16 protein-coding genes and 1 riboswitch are annotated in these 18,044 nt (G+C 45.6%); of the genes, 11 read left to right on the top strand and 5 right to left on the bottom strand.

What is annotated here, in order from left to right; all coding sequences use genetic code 11:
* The 4 genes from Q0241_RS06440 to Q0241_RS06425 form a co-directional block, all read left to right on the top strand.
* Window positions 1-1,407 (top strand): carboxypeptidase M32 (locus tag Q0241_RS06440; RefSeq protein WP_299374891.1); only part of this gene is annotated, 1,407 nt, incomplete at its 5' end.
* A 135-nt stretch (window positions 1,408-1,542) separates the two neighbouring features.
* Window positions 1,543-2,940: a threonine synthase gene (gene thrC, locus Q0241_RS06435; RefSeq protein ID WP_299374888.1), complete on the top strand. Its 1,398-nt coding sequence runs from the start codon at window positions 1,543-1,545 to the stop codon at window positions 2,938-2,940.
* Window positions 2,941-2,943: 3 nt separating this feature from the next.
* Window positions 2,944-4,203 carry a pitrilysin family protein gene (locus Q0241_RS06430; protein ID WP_299374885.1) on the top strand — a complete coding sequence of 420 codons (1,260 nt, stop codon included), beginning with the start codon at window positions 2,944-2,946 and terminating at the stop codon, window positions 4,201-4,203.
* A complete protein-coding gene (locus Q0241_RS06425) occupies window positions 4,203-4,838 on the top strand; it encodes a GNAT family protein (RefSeq protein ID WP_299374882.1) in 636 nt (211 codons plus the stop codon). Before Q0241_RS06430 ends, Q0241_RS06425 begins: the two co-directional genes overlap by 1 nt.
* 16 nt (window positions 4,839-4,854) lie before the next feature.
* On the opposite strand, the gene Q0241_RS06420 is transcribed toward Q0241_RS06425, so the two are convergent.
* Window positions 4,855-5,427, bottom strand: a complete 573-nt coding sequence (locus tag Q0241_RS06420; RefSeq protein WP_299374879.1) for a YqgE/AlgH family protein — start codon at window positions 5,425-5,427, stop codon at window positions 4,855-4,857.
* 214 nt (window positions 5,428-5,641) lie between these two features.
* Between Q0241_RS06420 and Q0241_RS06415 the strand changes: the two genes are divergently transcribed.
* Together Q0241_RS06415 and Q0241_RS06410 are read left to right on the top strand one after the other, a co-directional pair.
* Entirely contained in the window at window positions 5,642-7,753 is a 2,112-nt protein-coding gene (locus tag Q0241_RS06415) for a protein-disulfide reductase DsbD domain-containing protein (RefSeq protein ID WP_299374877.1), read from the top strand.
* 25 nt (window positions 7,754-7,778) lie between these two features.
* Complete coding sequence (locus Q0241_RS06410) at window positions 7,779-8,261, top strand: peroxiredoxin (protein WP_299374875.1); 483 nt, start codon at window positions 7,779-7,781, stop codon at window positions 8,259-8,261.
* On the opposite strand, the gene Q0241_RS06405 is transcribed toward Q0241_RS06410, so the two are convergent.
* Complete coding sequence (locus tag Q0241_RS06405) at window positions 8,258-8,875, bottom strand: DUF1194 domain-containing protein (protein WP_299374873.1); 618 nt, start codon at window positions 8,873-8,875, stop codon at window positions 8,258-8,260. The genes Q0241_RS06410 and Q0241_RS06405 overlap by 4 nt on opposite strands.
* A gap of 469 nt (window positions 8,876-9,344) precedes the next feature.
* Between Q0241_RS06405 and Q0241_RS06400 the strand changes: the two genes are divergently transcribed.
* A complete protein-coding gene (locus Q0241_RS06400; protein WP_299374870.1) occupies window positions 9,345-10,148 on the top strand; it encodes a flagellin in 804 nt (267 codons plus the stop codon).
* Between the two features lie 39 nt (window positions 10,149-10,187).
* On the opposite strand, the gene rnhA is transcribed toward Q0241_RS06400, so the two are convergent.
* The 3 genes from rnhA to ispH all read right to left on the bottom strand — a co-directional run bounded on the left by rnhA (window position 10,188) and on the right by ispH (window position 12,627).
* Window positions 10,188-10,631 (bottom strand): ribonuclease HI, encoded by a 444-nt coding sequence (rnhA, locus tag Q0241_RS06395; protein WP_299374867.1) that lies wholly within the window; start codon window positions 10,629-10,631, stop codon window positions 10,188-10,190.
* Complete coding sequence (locus tag Q0241_RS06390) at window positions 10,628-11,593, bottom strand: homoserine kinase (RefSeq protein WP_299374864.1); 966 nt, start codon at window positions 11,591-11,593, stop codon at window positions 10,628-10,630. The genes rnhA and Q0241_RS06390 overlap by 4 nt, the downstream gene beginning before the upstream one ends.
* Before the next feature lie 65 nt (window positions 11,594-11,658).
* Window positions 11,659-12,627, bottom strand: coding sequence for a 4-hydroxy-3-methylbut-2-enyl diphosphate reductase (gene ispH / locus Q0241_RS06385; protein WP_299374861.1), 969 nt, complete (start codon window positions 12,625-12,627; stop codon window positions 11,659-11,661).
* Between the two features lie 250 nt (window positions 12,628-12,877).
* On the opposite strand from ispH, the gene Q0241_RS06380 reads away from it, so the two are divergent.
* The 4 genes from Q0241_RS06380 to gcvP form a co-directional block, all read left to right on the top strand.
* A complete protein-coding gene (locus tag Q0241_RS06380) occupies window positions 12,878-13,459 on the top strand; it encodes a hypothetical protein (RefSeq protein ID WP_299374858.1) in 582 nt (193 codons plus the stop codon).
* Between the two features lie 293 nt (window positions 13,460-13,752).
* Window positions 13,753-13,863: riboswitch (glycine riboswitch) on the top strand.
* A gap of 152 nt (window positions 13,864-14,015) precedes the next feature.
* Complete coding sequence (gcvT, locus tag Q0241_RS06375) at window positions 14,016-15,119, top strand: glycine cleavage system aminomethyltransferase GcvT (RefSeq protein ID WP_299374855.1); 1,104 nt, start codon at window positions 14,016-14,018, stop codon at window positions 15,117-15,119.
* A 117-nt stretch (window positions 15,120-15,236) separates the two neighbouring features.
* Entirely contained in the window at window positions 15,237-15,614 is a 378-nt protein-coding gene (gcvH, locus tag Q0241_RS06370) for a glycine cleavage system protein GcvH (protein ID WP_299374852.1), read from the top strand.
* A 116-nt stretch (window positions 15,615-15,730) separates the two neighbouring features.
* Window positions 15,731-18,044 (top strand): aminomethyl-transferring glycine dehydrogenase (gcvP, locus tag Q0241_RS06365; RefSeq protein WP_299374849.1); only part of this gene is annotated, 2,314 nt, incomplete at its 3' end.

Genomic DNA, 18,044 nt, shown 5'->3' with positions numbered 1-18,044 from the left:
ACAGTCATGCCTGCCGGCGGTGCCGAAGCCAGAATGGAACAGCTTGCTGCTCTTAGTGGTGTTCAGCATGAAATCTTGACCAGCAGTGAAGTGGAAGACTTGTTTGCGCAAGCTCTGGAAAGCAAAGGGGATCTTGGTAGTTGGCAGTTAGCTAATCTGCGCGAGATGCAGCGGATCTGGCGACATGCGACAGCACTTGATGGTGATTTTGTCGAAGCGCAAACCAAAGCTGGTAAACGCTGTGAAATGATCTGGCGTGAAGCACGCCCAAATAATGATTTTGCTTCAATTTTGCCTGCGATGAAAGAAGTGCTTAATCTCACGCAACAAGAAGCCAAGATCAAAGCCGAACTTTTTAAATGTGATACCTATGACGCCCTGTTGGATCATTTCGAACCGGGGGGGAAGTCAATTCGCATTGATGCGATCTTTGATGATCTGGCTGCGTTCTTACCAGACTTTACACAGGCTGTATTGGAAAAGCAGGCATCAGAGCCAGCTGCAGAAATGCCTGGCGGTCCATTTTCTTTAAAAGCACAAGAAACGTTGGGGCGCGAAATGATCAAGGCTGTAGGCTTTGATTTCAATTATGGTCGTCTTGATGTGAGCTTGCATCCTTTCTGTGGCGGTGTGCCGGATGATATCCGGATAACAACACGGTACGATGAAACTGATTTTATGACGTCGCTGATGGGCGTCCTTCATGAAACTGGTCATGCAATGTACGAACGGAATTTGCCTAAGGATTGGCGTCTTCAGCCTGTTGGGGCTGCACGTGGAATGACGATGCATGAGAGCCAATCGCTTATCATCGAGATGCAAGCGAGCCGAAGCGAAGAATTTGTTTCGTTTGTTGCCGAAAAAGCGAAAGCAGCCTTTGGTGGAAAAGGATCTTCTTGGGGCCCCGAGAACATGCAGCGTATCTATAACAAAGTTAAGCCTGATTTTATACGGGTTGATGCCGATGAAGTTACCTATCCATCGCACGTTATTCTGCGCTACCGTCTGGAAAAAGAACTCATTAAAGGATCCATGGGGCTTGAAGATTTACCTCAGGCGTGGAATGACGGGTTAGAAAAGTTGCTGGGTATTCGCCCACCCAACGATACGCTTGGTTGTCTTCAGGATATTCACTGGTATGACGGTGCTTGGGGATATTTCCCGACCTATACTTTGGGTGCCATGGCTGCGGCCCAGTTGTTTGCAGCGGCAAAGGCGGCGGTACCTGAAATTCCATCCGCGTTAGCCCAAGGAAACTTTAAACCCCTTATGGGCTGGCTGAATGAGAATGTACACGCTTGGGGATCTTTCCTCTCCACAGATGAATTACTGACAACAGTTACAGGGCATCCTCTTGATCCACAGGTATTCAAAGCACATTTGAAGGCCCGTTATCTTGACGTTTAATCTTGATGCTTGATCTTGGTACAGGAAAACCATAGTAAAATTGATCTTACTTGCTGCTACGATAAAGGCGCAGTAAGGTTTTTGGCTTTAGCCCGATGGGCTTGTTTCGTTGCAAAAGTGACGGTCTAGGAAATCATGAAATACATCAGCACTCGTGGGCAGGCAGAAGCCCTTAACTTCGACGACGTACTCCTTGCTGGATTGGCCCGGGACGGTGGACTTTATCTTCCGGAAAGCTGGCCCCAGTTTTCTGCAGAAGAAATCCGCGACATGGCTGGTCAGCCCTATACGGAAATTGTCTTTCGCGTTGTGAAGCCATTTGTTGCCGGTGTTATCCCTGATCAGGATCTAAAGACGATCGTCGAAGACAGCTACGCTGACTTCAGACATTCCGCTGTTGCTCCTTTAAAACAGATAAATGGGCGCATCTGGGTCATGGAACTTTTCCACGGTCCGACGCTTGCATTTAAAGATTTTGCCTTGCAGATGCTTGGGCGTCTTTTTGATTACGTCCTTGCGAAACGTGGTGAGCGAATCACGATTGTTGGGGCGACTTCGGGTGATACGGGTTCTGCGGCGATTGAAGCATGTCGGGATCGGGATCAAATTGATATTTATATTCTGCATCCTCATGGGCGTGTTTCTGAAGTGCAGCGACGCCAGATGACAACTGTCACCTCGCACAACGTAATCAATATCGCCCTTGAGGGAACATTTGATGATTGCCAAGACCATGTGAAGGCAATGTTCAATGATCAGAATTTCCGGGATTCGGTAAATCTATCTGCGGTAAATTCCATTAACTGGGCACGGATTATGTCCCAGATTGCCTATTATTTTGCTGCTGGGGTTGCCCTTGGTGCTCCGGATCGTCCCGTGGGCTTCTCTGTCCCCACAGGTAATTTTGGTAATGTTTTTGCGGCCTATGCTGCAGGACGAATGGGACTCCCGGTATCCCAGTTAATTGTTGGCTCTAACCGCAATGATATTCTCACCCGGTTCTTTGAAACGGGTTCAATGACCATGAACCCTGTTGAACCAAGCCTGTCCCCATCTATGGATATTCAGGTTTCCAGTAATTTTGAACGGCTGTTGTTTGATTTACTTGATCAAGATGGTCCAGCTGTTGAAGCTGCACTGACATCGTTCCGTGAAAGTGGAAACTTTGATTTGGAACCTGCACGTCATCAACGGGCTCTCAGATTGTTTGATGCCTATCGTCTTGATGACGAGCAAACGCTTGCTGAAATTAAAAAATATTATGAACAGACGGGTGAATTGTTTGACCCACATTCTGTGATTGCTGTGGCTGCTGCGGTAGCCAATGTGCGCGAAGATGTTCCCGCGATGGTTTGTATGGCAACGGCTCATCCTGCTAAATTCCCTGATGCCGTTCATAAAGCTTCTGGTGTTACACCTGAGTTGCCGGAACATATGGCCGATCTTTTTGATCGGGAAGAACAGTATAAAGTAATGGAAAACGATTTGGGTAAATTAAAAGACATGGTGCTGTCTCGTCGGAGAAACAGTTAAATAATGACAATTGAAATTTCAACACTGTCAAATGGATTGCGCGTTGCCACAGATCAACAGAACGCAGTAGAATCCGTCTCCTTAGGGGCTTGGATTGGTGTTGGTGCCCGACATGAAGGCGCTAATGTAAATGGTGTCGCCCACTTGCTTGAGCATATGGTGTTCAAGGGGACAGAGAAACGAACGTCATTTGATATTGCAGAAGAGATCGAAGCCGTAGGCGGGCAACTGAATGCCTATACGTCTCGGGAAAATACGGCCTTCTATGCAAAAGTGCTTAAAGATGACGTTCCACTCGCGCTGGATACGGTTGCTGATATTTTGCAGAAGCCTCTGTTTGATGAAAGTGAACTCAAAAAAGAGCGTCATGTCGTCTTGCAGGAAATTGGCCAAGCAAATGATACACCAGATGATATCGTCTTTGACCACTTTCAGGAAACGGCCTTTGCTGCACAAGCACTTGGGCGCCCGGTTCTTGGACGAGGAGAGATTGTTAGTCGGTTAAGTGCTGAGGATCTTCGTAGCTACCTTTCGGGTAACTACGGTAGTGATACTATGGTGGTTTGTGCATCTGGTAATGTAGATCATCAGGCCTTTGTTAAACTTGCCGAAGAGCACTTCAGTGGCCTGGGAAAAGTTAATCTGGCTCCCTTACCACAGTCTGAATATACCGGGGGGGAATTCAGGGAAGATAGAGATCTGGAACAAGTTCACCTGCTCCTTGGGTTTAAAGGTGCTGAGTTTGCGAGCGAAGATTATTACGCTGCTAACGTTCTCTCTACCTTGTTTGGCGGGGGGATGTCGTCACGACTATTTCAGGAAATTCGCGAAAAGCGGGGGCTTGTTTATACGATCTATTCTTTTGCATCCAGCTTTATGGATAATGGTCTTTTTGGCATCTATGCTGGGACCGGAGAGAAAGAGATAGATGAACTTGTTCCCGTTGTTTCGGATATGCTGATGGATCTTTCCTCAACCGTTACCGAGGAAGAAATTGTCAGAGCAAGAACGCAGTTAAAGGCTTCTATTCTGATGGGGCGGGAAAGCACTGGCGTCCGCTGTGAACAGCTTGCTCAGCAACTTTTGATTTTTGATCGGGTTATCTCTGTTGAGGAAACCGTTGCGAAGATTGATGCCGTTGATGTGGAGATGGTCCAGGGTTTTGCTCAACAGCTTTTGAAAAGCCCTATGACGCTTGCTGCGATGGGGCCTCTTGGTAATCTGGAAAGTAAAGAACAGCTGCAAAAGAGGTTTGTTGCTTAATGTTTTTAAGTGGGATGAGCCATTGGGATATGCGGAAATTACGCTTGATGAACGAGCGGATTTACCTGCGTGCCCCCCAGTCTGGGGATTGGAAAGAATGGTCCAACCTACGACGTGAGAGTCGTGATTTTTTGTCCCCATGGGAACCTGCCTGGGGTAGTGATAATCTGACGCGATCGTCATTTCGGGACAAGCTTAGGGCATATAAATTCGATTGGCGTAATGATGCTGGTTATACTTTTTATGCCTTTTCTCGGGATAACCACACAATGCTTGGCGGGATCACCTTGGGGAATATACGCCGTGGCGCGGCCTATATGGGGACGATCGGGTATTGGATGGGCGAAGTACATGCAGGTAAGGGCTATATGACAGAGATCTTATCTGCACTGATCGATTATGCATTTGATGAATTGGGCTTGCATCGTTTGGAAGCGGCCTGTTTGGAACATAATGGTCCAAGCCAGTCAGTGCTAAAAAAGGTAGGTTTTCAGGAAGAGGGGAAGGCCCGGGGGTATTTGAAGATCAATGCGATGTGGCAGGATCATATAACCTTTGCTCTCTTAGAAAATGACCCGCGCCTTTCTCGCCGTGGGTGGATTAATCTGCCACCTGTTACCGAGGTCAAAGCCTAATCAGTAGATTATTAATTTAGGCGTGTCCGGCTTCGCCGGATAGTAAGGCGGGATCTATTCCAATTTTGGACATGGCAAGATTCCATTTATCCATTAAATTTGATCCGAAGAGTATTTCGTCATCCTGATCTGCGACCAACCAGCCATTTTGGTGCAATTCGTCATTTAGTTGGCCAGGACCCCATCCGGCATAACCCAGAGCAAGCAGGCTTTTTTCTGGGCCTCTGTTGTTGGCGAGGTCGCTCAGAATATCAACCGTTGCTGTCATAGAGACCGTTTCTGCAACCAGCATTGTTCCGTCCTGTTGGTAATCATTACTATGCAGAACAAAACCGCGGCCAGATTCTACAGGGCCGCCAAAATGTACCTTGATCTGGGATGATACTTCTGTTGGTGGTATTTCCAATTGTTCCAATAGATCGATAAAAGAGAAGCTTTCGATGATTTGGTTCAACACAAGCCCCATGGCGCCATCTTCATTATGGGCACATATATAAATGACCGATTTTACAAAGCGTGAATCTGTCATCTGTGGCATGGCTATCAGTAACTTTCCGGTCAAATAACCGTTACTCTGAAAGCTTGTCATTGATATTTCATCCCTCCTGAGCAGATATTGAGATGTTGATCATTGCGTTGCTTCAAGGTCTTATGGTGATTATAAGCCGAGGCATTCCGTCACATCGTCACAATTCGTTTATACTATATAGGTTTACATCTTAATATTTAGAAAAGAGTAAGTCTAAAGCAAAAATTACAGCATCGCTTTGGTGGTGCTGGCTAAGGTCAGAAACTAGGAATATATGCGTTTTTTACAGCAAAAGATAAACGGCAATCTGTATCGAGCCCTGCAGGGAATGGTTCTTGTTTTCTTTGGATTGTTTTCTTTGCCTTATACGGCCCTTGGTTCTTCATCTCCTTGGGTTGATGAAGAGTTCTCGCGGGTTCGTCTGGTGACGGGACAGGAAACCCTCGGCGATGCTGGCAAGGTGATGCTTGGGCTTCAGTTTGAACTAAAAGAAGGCTGGAAGACCTATTGGCGCTCACCTGGTGATGCTGGTTTTCCGGTCTCTCTCGATCTGGCCGCAAGCGATAATTTGAAGTCTTGGCAGTTTTACTGGCCGGTTCCTCATCGTTTTACACTCTTTGGTTTACAAACATTTGGCTATAGCAAAGAGGTTGTTTTCCCGTTTGAAGTTCAGGCGGAAGATCCGACGCGGGATGTAACCTTGCGAGGGACAGCGAGTTATTTGCTTTGTAAGGAAATTTGTATTCCTTTTGATGCCGAAGTGGCTATCCGTATTCCGGCGGGAGACGCGTTTCCTTCTTTGGAAGCTGGTATCATCGATACTTATATTCAACAAGTTCCTGGACTTGGAAGTGAAACTGATTTTGGTATTACAGACAGTTTTCTCGAAGGCGAAAATGAAGACCTTATTCTCAAGGTTTATGCGGCTGCAGAGAACCACGAATTTCGAAAACCTGATGTAATTGTCGAGGGACCTCCCGGCTTTTCATTCTCTGCACCTGACGTTGTTATCCTTGATGGTGGCCGCAAAGCTGAATTCATCATTCCGGTTTCGATTGCGAAGGAAACCAAGGGCGTTTTAGAAGGCAAACAAATCACCTTGTCTCTTGTCGAGGGTACTAAGGGCGCAGAACTTAAAACCGTTTCCAGATATAAAGAAATTCCAGCAGGGACAAGTATTGGGATTTTGGAATTTTTGCCATTTCTTGGAATAGCGTTATTGGGTGGGTTCATTCTCAACCTAATGCCCTGTGTCCTGCCAGTGCTTTCTTTGAAGCTGATGTCAGTGATCAAGCATGAAAAGACTGATCAACAGGGCATTCGCAAGAGCTTTGTTGCAACAAGTTTGGGTATTCTGACCTCCTTCTGGATATTGGCTGCGGCGGCATCATTGTTGAAGGTTACGGGTTTTTCAGTGGGATGGGGGATACAGTTTCAACAACCCCTATTTCTCATTGCGATGAGCGGGATTGTTTCCTTGTTTGCAGCAAATCTTTTTGGCTGGTTTGAGTTCCTGGCTCCGGGTGGGGTGATGAACCGTGCGGTGAGTGTAAGTGAAAAGCAGGGGGCTAGTGGCGATTTTCTCAAGGGAATGTTCGCCACGCTTTTGGCAACACCCTGCTCCGCGCCATTTTTAGGAACGGCGGTTGGTTTTGCTTTGGCACGGGGAACCTGGGAAATCTTTGCGATTTTTACCTTCCTCGGAATTGGTATGTCATTGCCTTATTTGATCGTTGCTGCAAAACCAAGGCTTGCCACTTTTCTACCTAAGCCGGGAACCTGGATGGTTTGGCTGAGAGGTGTCCTTGGAATTCTTTTACTGGGGACAGTTGCGTGGCTTCTATCCGTTCTTTTTGTTCAGGTCGGCTGGCTGGCAACAGTCCTTGTCACAGGGCTTTTAGTTCTTGGCATGGCTGCTTTGGCGGTTAAATCGCTTGCGCTTGGAAAGCGTTTTTTTGCTGTTTCTTTGTTTGCTATTCTCGCCTTGGCAGTTCCCTATAAATTTTCCGTCTCTGCCGATAAGGTATCTGTTTCGGATTACTGGATACCCTTTGCTCAAGAACAGATAGCTTCAGAAGTCGGTAACGGTAGGGTGGTCTTTGTTGATGTCACAGCTGACTGGTGTATTACCTGTCAGGTAAACAAGAAGCTTGTTTTGGAACAGGATGAAATCCAGTCCTTGTTATTAAAGGAAAATGTTTTGGCAATGCAAGCTGACTGGACCCTGCCAAGTGATGTGATTACCGCATATTTAGAAAGCTATAACCGCTATGGTATTCCATTTAATATTATTTATGGTCCCGGTGCACCAGAAGGGATAGTGTTATCCGAGTTGTTGACCATAGATGAAGTATTAGATGCTTTTGAACAAGCATCGAATAAATAAATTTAACATATTGATTGGAAATAAGATGACGATTTCAGTTGGAGACAAAGTTCCCTCTGCTTCCGTTTGGAATAAGAATGCCGAGGGGATTGATAAAATTGATTTTGCTGAATTTTGCGCGGGTAAAACGGTTGCTTTTTTCGCGGTTCCGGGGGCGTTTACGCCGACTTGTCAGGAACAACATTTTCCAAGCTATAAAGAAAACGCACAAAAATTACGCGATAAAGGTGTCGATATTATCGCCTGTATGTCAGTGAATGATCCTTTTGTGATGAAGGCTTGGGGGGATTTGCTTGATCCAGAGGGAGATATCATGATGTTGGCTGATGGATTGGGCGAACTAGCCGAGGGTGTTGGGTTGACTATCGATGCGTCAGGGGTTGGTCTTGGCCAACGCGCAGCCAGATTTTCCATGCTGATCAAGGATGGTGTCGTGGCATCGCTCCATGTTGAAGATGCCGGCGCTTATGAAGCGTCAGCGGCAGAGGTTCTGTTAGAAGACCTTTAAAAAGTATTCTGAACAATGGGCAGGGGAGCTATTTCCCGAACAAGCTTTTTTTGAATGGCATATTCATAGGCCTCGTAAGAATTGGCTTTTATAACAAAGCTTCCCTGTCCACCGATCACAGCATTTCGAAAGTAGTGATGTAGGGTCGGCGTTTCATTGATAATGGCAAGGCCATTAACGGTTACTCCTTTTTTGATGGCAACATCGCGCAAAAAATGGGCGGGCACACCATCGTTATTCCGTCCATCCCCAGATATATCCAGCACCTTTCTGTAGGATCTATAAGGGGTGTTGTTGAACATATGAAGTGACTTGGCAATTACAGCAGAAATCGATGTAGGCCCAAGGGAAACGTGTCTGGGGAGTTTACTCACCCGCAGGGCAAGATTGTCTACAGAAATGGGGGAGCCTATAACTGTCCAGGGAATTGAAACAATCTGATTATTTGTGCCTGACCATTGAATTAACGCAATAGATATTCTTTTGTAATGTCCAGATTGTATTGCTGTATTTACTGCGGATGAACGAAGGGCGCGTGCCAGCCCGTTCATCTGTAATAGATACTCCGCTTGGCTGACACTGTAAGAACAATCGACAGCCAATATGAGTTCCATATCTACCACTAATCCTTCAGCACGGCTGGGATTTGATGTTCTCGTTGTTACAACAATGACCATTAGTATCAGTGATACTAATGGTAGGGATTTCTTTTGAATCATATTCAAAGGTATATCGACCCTGTTAAAAGTGTATTTGGCATCTTACCTCAAAATGTATTTTAATGTTTCTTTTTGTGATTTTTTCAACTTTGCGCTGATATATGGCGCGTGCCGACTCTGAGGATTTGTGCGAATGAGGAAAAAAATAGGCGAATAGCTTTGGTTGTTGTGATCAAGCAAGTTGCTGAAAAATTGGATTTTTTACAGATAGCATAAAAACTGTCTAAAATTTTATTGAAATATAAGGTGCTTTGGATACGTAAGTTATTGATTTTTTTTCTTATCAGGCTCAAAATAAGACCACTAGTAATGGTGCACTGCGCAGGTATGCGCGTAACACTCTCTAAGTATTGGAGACGGTCAAATGCCTACCGTTAATGGCGCGTCGATTAATGCGACGTCACTGCAAAATTCACGTTTGCAGCAAAATAGTATCAATAAATTAGCAAGTGGTTCTAATATTCCGAGGGCTTCCGATGCGGCAGCTTCTTTGGCTATTTCAACTGTTTTGCAATCAGACACGGTTGTTCTCAATCAAAATGCAGCTACTGCTGCGCAAGGCGCAAGTATCGGGCAAATTGCAGATGGAGGACTTGCCAGAATTTCTGATGGCTTGATGCGAATGAAAGAGCTTGCAGCACAAGCTTTGGGTGGGACACAAGATCCTGCCAGTCTTCAGGCAATAAATGCAGAGTTTGTTCAGATTAGAGACGAAGTCTCTGGAATAGCAAACCAGACCACTTTTAATGGTCGAGGGCTTCTCGATAATACAGATAGTTCTGATTTTCTTGTTGGAACAGATGTCGGGGATACAATTTCTCTTGATGGTGTCGATGTTACGGGGGCAGCCCTAGGTATATCGGGCTTAACTGTAGATAGCGCAGCGAATGCGACGACAGCAATTGGGGCAATTGATAGTGCGATCAATCAAGTAAGCACTGCCCGAGCAGAAATTGGAGCAACAGTCTCACGTTTTGAAGTTGCAGGTGAAAATATTGCCAGCCAAATTGAAAACGTGTCTGCTGCTAATTCTGCAATTGCTGATGCAGATATTGCTGCGCAAGTAACCAGTTTGGTTACGTCCAAAGTGCTTAATGAAGCCGAATTAGCGATGCAAGCTCAGGCCAACAAAAATCCACAAGCTTTGCTAAAACTTCTAGAAAGCTAGATTACGTTTTCTTTCCTTGTATTAAGTAAAGGCATGGCCCTATTTGAATTCGGCCATGCCTTTACGTGCGAGTTCATCAGCACGCTCATTTTCAGGATGTCCAGCATGACCCTTTACCCAACGCCACTCTACGTCGTGAGGTTTTAGGGCTTCAACTAAGTTTTGCCATAGTTCTGCGTTTTTCACCGGCTTTTTATTTGCCGTTTTCCAGCCGTTCTTTTGCCAGTTAAAAATCCATTTTGTAATGCCGTCTTTTACGTACACGCTGTCAGTTGTCAAAACAATATAGGATGGTTTTTTAAGGGCGTTCAGCGCTGATATCGCACCTTGAAGCTCCATACGGTTATTAGTGGTTTCTGCGTCACCACCACACAGCTCTTTTTCTGTGTCTTTATACCTTAACAAGGCGCCCCAACCACCTGGTCCCGGATTACCTGAACAAGCCCCGTCAGTGAAGATTTCTACAGGTGTTCTTTGGTTCATAGGGTTATTCCATAATCAGAAATGCTTTTAACGGATTGGTGAAACTTCAACTTGTTCAAATATTCGATAGGATCTTTTGGCTTCACAAAAGCGCCTTCGGGATGATTGACCCAGTCATAGAGCCGTGTCAGTAAAAATCGAAGGGATGCGCCACGGGCGAGTATGGGGAGAGCATTAAGTTCTTCATCGTTAAGTGGTCGAACTTCTTGATATGCTCGAAGCATAAGTTGTGCTTTTGTAATGTTAAAGGAATTATCCTGTTCAAAACACCAAGCATTCAGGCAGATCGCGAGTTCATAAGCCAAGATGTCATTACAGGCGAAATAGAAGTCAATGACTCCTGAGAGCTTTTCATGAATAAAGAAGACATTATCCTGAAACATATCGGCGTGTATAACTCCCTTTGGGAGGTTTGTTGGCCAATGTTTTTCTAAAAATTCGTATTCTTTGTTTAGGATGCTTGTTAGGCCTGCTTTAACCTGGTCACCTTTGCCCTCACAAGCGTCCAGTACTTCTTTCCAGCCTTTGACTGATAGAGCATTTGGCCTTTGTATAGCGAAATCCTGTCCTGCGAGATGCATCTCTGCCATGGTTTTACCCAATGCTCGGCAATGAAAGGGCTGGATACGTCTTGGCCACATACCGTCAAGGAAAGTGGTAATAGCAGCTGGGCGTCCGCAGAGTTCTCTCAGATTGTTCCCATCTTTACCTGCAACGGGTACGGGGCATGAAATGCCATTGTTCGCCAAGTGTTGCATATATCCCAGAAAAAAGGGGAGGTCAGCTTTTTCTACCCGTTTTTCATAAAGCGTCAGAATATAATGGCCCGTGGTCGTGTGAAGAATGTAGTTTGAGTTCTCTACGCCTTCCGCAATTCCTTTGAGGGACAGGACCTCACCGATGTCATATTCGGTGAGGAAGCTTTCAACTTCGTCATTTGGAACTTCTGTGTAAACGGCCATTCTTGTCTCAATGAAAATTGGTGTCTTGGAAAAATAATATCTAGATTAGATCAAGTAATTGATGTTCAGCGAATATCTTTTGTCGCTGGTGTATCTAGCAGGGTTTTGGGCACTTTAAAAATAACGTTTTCATCCCGGATATTGATTTCTTCGATTGATACATTGTAATGGTCTTTGAATGCATCAATTACTTCTTCTACCAGAATTTCAGGGGCGGACGCCCCGGCTGTTATGCCGAGTGTTTTTACGCCGTTAAGTGCATCCCATTTGATGTCTGTTGCCCGTTGTACCAATGCTGCTTTTTCACAGCCTTGTTTGTAAGCAACTTCCACTAAGCGTTTTGAATTTGATGAATTGGGGGCACCGATGACCAGAAGAGCGTCGCATCTTGTTGCGATTGCTTTAACGGCTTCTTGCCGATTGGTTGTGGCGTAACAGATATCTTCTTTTTTCGGTTCCAACATATTTGGAAACCGACGCATCAATATTCTGACAATGGAGGCTGTATCATCCACGGATAAAGTTGTCTGAGTGACAAATGCAAGATTATCTGGGTCTTCGACAGTCAAATTCTCTGCATCTTCTTCTGTTTCAACAAGAACAATAGACCCATCGCTGAGCTGTCCCATTGTTCCAATCACTTCAGGATGTCCAGCATGCCCAATGAGAATAACCTGACGGCCGTCTTTTTCGTGACGTTCAGCTTCTCTATGGACTTTGCTTACCAAAGGGCAGGTCGCGTCAAAATATAACAGCTCACGAGCTTGAGCTGCGGCGGGTACAGATTTAGGTACGCCGTGGGCCGAGAAAATAACAGGAAGTCCTTCGGGAACCTGATCCAGTTCTTGAACAAAAACCGCACCTTTTTGTTCAAGAGATTCTACAACGTATCTGTTGTGAACAATTTCATGCCGAACATAAACGGGTGCGCCGTGCTTGACGAGGGCGCGTTCCACAATCTCAATGGCACGATCAACACCGGCGCAAAAGCCCCGCGGGCTGGCAAGTAGTATCGTGAGATCGTTTTTGTTCATATCATCCGTCCGTAAAGCTTTTGATGAGAATAGCCCATCTATATAATAACCGCGAAACTAATACAGTGCGGATGCCGAGAAAAGGGCAAATCAGTGTGATCTTAAACATCGGGTGCTTGCTTCTGCCTTGGTATCTTTGTATTTAGGAATAATCGTATGAAAGATATTCATCTGTGGCTGAACTATGATATCGTGGGTTGGCTAACTTAAGTTATTTTAATCCTTGTCAGATTAAGGGATAGAACATTTTATGGGTCGCCTGTTCTCTAAAGTATTATCGCGCATTTCTTTTCGGTCAGGCGCAGTTGTTTTTCCATCCCCTGTTCTTTCTGGCCTTATTCTTTCTGGCCTTGTTCTTTCCGGGTGCGGTTTGATTGAGCCGGAAAAAGCCCCCCCTGCATGTCCTGAGATTATTGTGCTTAAAGAAGCCGAAGAAATGACGCGTTTCCAAGGGCAGGGACGTGATTTAACTGACGTGACATTTGAAGCTTCGATCAATAATTTTGCGAATGTCTGTGTTCTTGATGAAGAAACAAACAACCTGAATAATCAGGTTGTTGTTCGGTTTGAATTGACACAAGGACCAGCCAGTGATGGCGCGGCAAAGTTTAATTATTTTGTCGCCGTCGCGACGCATGATCGCAAAATCTTGAGCCGAGAATCCTTTGATCTTGTTGCCCCATTTGAAGGCAACAGAACGTCAGTTGCTTTGGTGGACAATATTTTCCCGACGATACCATTACGTGATGGTAAAACAGGTGATGATTATATTATTTTCATCGGTTTTGAGCTTACGCGTAGTGAGCTTTATTATAACCGCACAAAAATATAATCGGCTCTATCATTAAAGATTCTCAGGTTTATCACGAGATTAAGCTTTCTTCATAACGCCGCGGTAATTGTTACCCACAGCATTAACACGACTGTAACTAAGGGCTGTCACCCTTGTGCCTGATTATGGGAATCTGTTGGTGGAAAAATTTCCTTTAGGAAATAAGTGATTGTATTTGTTTGATATTTGTCGTGTTCACTGGAATTTGTGTCGTCTGCGGTTGACTTTTTTCCAGAAGAGGGTAAATCTCTAGCTAAGTTAGGTTGTTGTGAGACAATCCGACTATTGCTGAAATACCTCTCGCGGGAGAGATTGTCGTAGAGTTTCTTAAGCGAAACAATACGGACAGCGCCGAAGGAGCAACCGCCCCGGAAACTCTCAGGCACATGGACCGCAAGAGGCAGGCAACTCTGGAAAGTTTTGCGTACCGCGAAACACCGACGGAGTAAGCAAAAAATGCGAAACATTTTTTGTGAATCTCTCAGGTCCTAAGACAGAGGGGGATGCAACGGCTGATAGCTGTTGTGTTTTACCTTTTGTGCTCTGGAGCTTGGTTATGTCGGAAGACCTTAAAAAAACACCTCTTTATGATCTGCATGTAGAACTTGGTGCCAAAATGGTTCCTTTCGCAGGGTATTCCATGCCTGTTCAGTATCCGGCAGGAATTATGACAGAGCATAAACATACACGTGCCTCTGCAGCGATTTTCGATGTATCCCATATGGGTATTGTGCGCCTCATGGGTGAGAATGCAATTCCTGCACTTGAAAGCCTTCTTCCTGCTGATCTGGAAAATTTGTCAGAAAATTCTATCCGGTATAGCTTTTTCACCAACGATGAAGGCGGTATTCTTGACGACTTGATGATAACAAAGGTTCCTGGTGGACTGAGCTTAGTTATCAATGCAGCTTGTAAAGATGCTGATATCGCACACATTAAATCCAAAATTGGCGATCAAGTTACGGTCGAAGTCGAGTATGACAACGCGCTGATTGCCTTGCAGGGGCCGAAATCCGTTGATGTACTGGCGCGTTTTGATGCCCGTTGTGCTGATATGAAGTTCATGACCTTTATGACGTTGGAAATCGATGGTGTTAACTGCCAAGTTAGCCGTTCAGGCTATACGGGTGAAGATGGTTATGAAATTGCTATTCCGGCGGATAAGGCCGTGGCAATCGTTCGTCGCCTTCTAGATGAACCCGAAGTCGAAGTTTCTGGACTGGGCGCGCGCGATTCTCTACGTATGGAAGCAGGTCTTTGCCTGTATGGAAACGATATCGATACAACAACAACACCAATCGAAGCTGGCTTGTTGTGGGCTATTCAAAAACGCCGCCGCGCTGAAGGTGGCTTTCCGGGTGATGACATTATTCTGAAACAGATAGCTGATGGTGCCCCAAGACGCTTGGTTGGTATCCTCCCCGAAGGACGTGCGCCTTTGCGTCCTGGCGTTGAAATTGCCAATGCTGAAGGTGATGTCGTTGGTAAGGTAACCAGCGGTGGTTTTGGCCCGTCTGTTGGTGGTCCTATAGCGATTGCTTATGTGGCATCTGATTACAAAACACCAGAAACAGCATTGAACGCACTGGTACGTGGCAAGGAAATGCCGTGTAAAGTTGTGAAAATGCCGTTTGAACAAAAGAGTTATTTCCGAGGATAGTTTCGAAAAATCGAAACATTCGGGAAATAAGAATAGTGGGTAGTGCCCACGAGAATGCAGAGCAACGTCCCAATTTCGAGGCTCTGAATAAAAACAATTTATTAGAGGATCAGGATTATGAGCGAACTTAAATTCAGTGAAGACCACGAATGGATTCTAATCGACGGTGATGTCGGCACTGTTGGAATCACAGAATTTGCTCAAGAACAGCTTGGTGATGTTGTGTTCGTTGAAGTTCCAGACGAAGGCAAAGATCTGGAAAAAGGTGATGAAGCAGCTGTTGTCGAATCTGTGAAAGCTGCCAGTGAAGTTTACGCTATCTGTGATGGCGAAGTTATTGCTGGTAACGAAGCTTTGGCTGATGAGCCAAGCTTGGTGAACTCTGACCCAATGGGTGAGGGCTGGTTCTATAAAGCCAAAATCACAGACGCATCACAGCTTGAAGAGTTGATGGACGAAGCCGGATACAAAACCTTTATCGAAGGTCAGGGTTAATCCTCGCTCAAGTACCTGTAAATTCTGAGTCTTTGTAATCTCAGTTAAGTACGTTTGATTGATGCCAGCTTCTGACAAAGAAGCTGTGCATTGGTTTACCAATTAAGGAATTCGCCATGTCTGATACAAATGTGTCTCTAAAAGACCTAGAACAAAAAACAGATTTTGTTCGCCGTCATATTGGGCCAAATGATGCTGAGCAAACTGAAATGCTTGCGCTCTTGGGTCTTGGTTCTTTGGAAGAGCTTTCTGATAAAACTGTACCAGAGGCCATTCGTGAGACCACGCCGCTTTCTATGGCTGAGAGCCAGACAGAAGTTGATGTGCTAGCACATGCTAAATCACTCGCGTCAAAGAATAAGGTTTTTAAATCATTCATTGGTATGGGGTACTACGGCACTCACGTTCCCAAAGTGATTCTTAGAAACGTGCTAGAAAATCCGGGTTGGTATACATCTTATACACCGTATCAGGCTGAAATTTCTCAAGGTCGCTTGGAAGCTATCCTGAATTACCAGACAATGATCAGTGACCTTACAGGCATGGAACTGGCGAATTCCTCTATGCTTGACGAAGGGACCGCCGCTGCTGAAGCGATGACCTTCTGTCGTCGTGTTGCCAAAAGCAAAGCAGAAGCTTTCTTTGTTGATCAGGATCTTTTACCGCAAAGTATTTCTGTTATCCAAACGCGTGCAGAAGCTTTGGGCTATGACGTTGTGATCGGTGATCCTCGTAAGGATTTAGATCCTGCGGCTGTTTATGGTGCCCTATTCCAGTATCCCGGTACTTCCGGTCGTATCGAAGATTACAGTGACTTGATTACGGCTGTTCAAGAGAACAAAGGTCTTGCAGGTGTTGCTGCGGATATCCTTGCTCTGACACTCATCAAAAGCCCGGGTGAGCTTGGCGCTGATTTTGCAATTGGTTCTGCACAGCGTTTTGGTGTTCCAATGGGCTTTGGTGGACCGCACGCTGGTTACTTTGCTACACACGATAAATTTAAGCGTTCTATTCCTGCGCGCCTTGTTGGTATGTCTGTTGATTCGCATGGCGAGCCTGCTCTGCGTATGGCACTTCAAACTCGGGAACAGCACATCCGTCGTGAAAAAGCGACGAGTAATATCTGTACTGCACAGGCCCTCTTGGCAAACATGGCTGGCTTCTACGCGACCTATCACGGTCCAGAAGGTCTGAAGACAATTGCACGCAGAGTATCGCGCCTTGCTTCAATTCTGGCAGCGGGGCTGAAAGCTGGTGGTATCGAAGTTGTACACGATGCTTTCTTTGATACCTTGACGCTCAATGTGAAGGGGAAGGCAGAGGCGATTGCTGCGAAAGCACGTGAGCACAAAATGAACCTTCGGGTTGTTGATGCTGATACGTTGGGTGTTTCTATTGATGAAACAACGACACGTGATGATATCGCAACTCTTTGGACTGCTTTTGGTGTTACTGATCAAAATGTAGATAGTCTCGATCAATCTACACCGAGTAACCTTCCGGAAGCTCTTGCTCGACGCACTGACTTCCTGACCCATCCGACTTTCAATAGCTATCATTCTGAAACAGAAATGATGCGCTATCTACGTAAGCTTTGTGACAAGGATATCGGTCTCGATCGTGCGATGATTCCGTTGGGATCTTGTACGATGAAGCTGAATGCCGCGACGGAAATGATTCCCGTTACATGGCCTGAGTTTGGTGAGATTCATCCCTTTGTTCCTCTGGATCAAGCCGAAGGGTATCTTGAGCTGATTAAAGATTTGGAAGATATGCTTGTTGAAGTGACCGGATATGATGCGGTTTCTCTACAGCCTAACTCTGGATCTCAGGGGGAGTATGCGGGTCTTCTGGCTATTCGTAAGTACCATGAAAGCCGTGGTGATACACAGCGTGATATCTGTTTGATTCCGGCATCTGCACATGGAACCAACCCTGCTTCTGCGGCTTTGGCTGGTATGAAGGTTGTTGTGGTTAACTGTGATGATGAAGGTTACATCGATAACGACGATCTGTATGCCAAAGCAGAAAAACATCAGGAAAACCTTGCTGCAATTATGATTACTTATCCTTCAACACATGGCGTGTTCGAAGAAGAAGTTCGTAAAACCTGTGGCATTGTTCATGACTTCGGTGGCCAGGTTTATGTTGATGGTGCCAACATGAATGCGATGGTTGGTCTGGCAAAACCTGGCAAATTTGGTGGCGATGTATCACACCTTAATCTTCATAAAACATTCTGTATCCCACACGGTGGCGGGGGGCCAGGTGTTGGGCCGATCGGTGTAGGTAAGCATCTTGCGCCTTTCTTGCCTAATCACTCTCTCGTTGCCGAGGCTGGACCAGAAACAGGGCAGGGTGCTGTGACATCTGCACCTTGGGGATCAGCAAGCATTCTTCCAATCACTTGGACCTATCTGAAGTTGATGG

It is taken from the genome of uncultured Kiloniella sp., from assembly GCF_937128705.1.
Lineage (GTDB): Bacteria > Pseudomonadota > Alphaproteobacteria > Kiloniellales > Kiloniellaceae > Kiloniella.
Note: the sequence above shows the minus strand (reverse complement) of the source record. Positions and strands in the feature narration are given on the sequence as shown.